This is a genomic window from Nonomuraea sp. 3-1Str (assembly GCF_031570565.1).
In the GTDB taxonomy this organism is placed as follows: Bacteria; Actinomycetota; Actinomycetes; order Streptosporangiales; family Streptosporangiaceae; genus Nonomuraea.
Genome location: NZ_JALHBK010000071.1, coordinates 1 through 708 on the forward strand (window position 1 = coordinate 1; position 708 = coordinate 708).

1 pseudogene is annotated in these 708 nt (G+C 71.6%); it reads right to left on the reverse strand.

Annotation, left to right across the window (positions count from 1 at the left end):
- Window positions 1–485: pseudogene (locus MTP10_RS41830) on the reverse strand (non-ribosomal peptide synthetase); the annotation flags it as partial.
- Window positions 486–708: the final 223 nt, after the last annotated feature.

Genomic DNA, 708 nt, shown 5'->3' on the forward strand with positions numbered 1-708 from the left:
CCGCCGAGGTCGAAGAAGTTGTCGTCGACGCCGACCCGCTCCAACCCGAGCACCTCAGCGAACAGCCGGCACAACAACGCCTCCCGCTCACCACCCGGCCCGCGATCCGAGACCCGATAGCCAGGAACAGGCAACGCCCGCCGATCCACCTTGCCACTCGACGTCAACGGCAACCGATCCAGCACCACCACCGCCGAAGGCACCATCGCCTTCGGCAAATCCCGCGCCGCACGCCGACGCACCACCCCCGCATCCACCCCCACCCCCGCACGCGGCACCACATACGCCACCAACCGCCGATCCCCCACCCGGTCCTCCCGCACCACCACCGCCACCTGCGCCAACTCCCCCTGACCAGCCAGCACCGCCTCCACCTCACCAAGCTCGATCCGCACCCCACGAACCTTCACCTGGTCATCCACCCGCCCCACAAACTCCAAATCCCCATCCACCCGCCACCGCACCACATCACCCGTGCGATACATCCGCTCCCCCGACACAAACGGACACGCCACAAACCGCTCCGCCGTCAACCCCGGCCGATTCACATACCCCCGCGCCAAACCCACCCCCGCCCCACACCACCCCCCCCCCCCCCCCCCCCCCCCCCCCCCCCACCCCCCCCCCCCCCCCCCACACCACTACGACACCCCCAGCCCCGCCCTCCACCGCCACCACCCACCCGACGCCGCCCCCCCCGTCGACCCC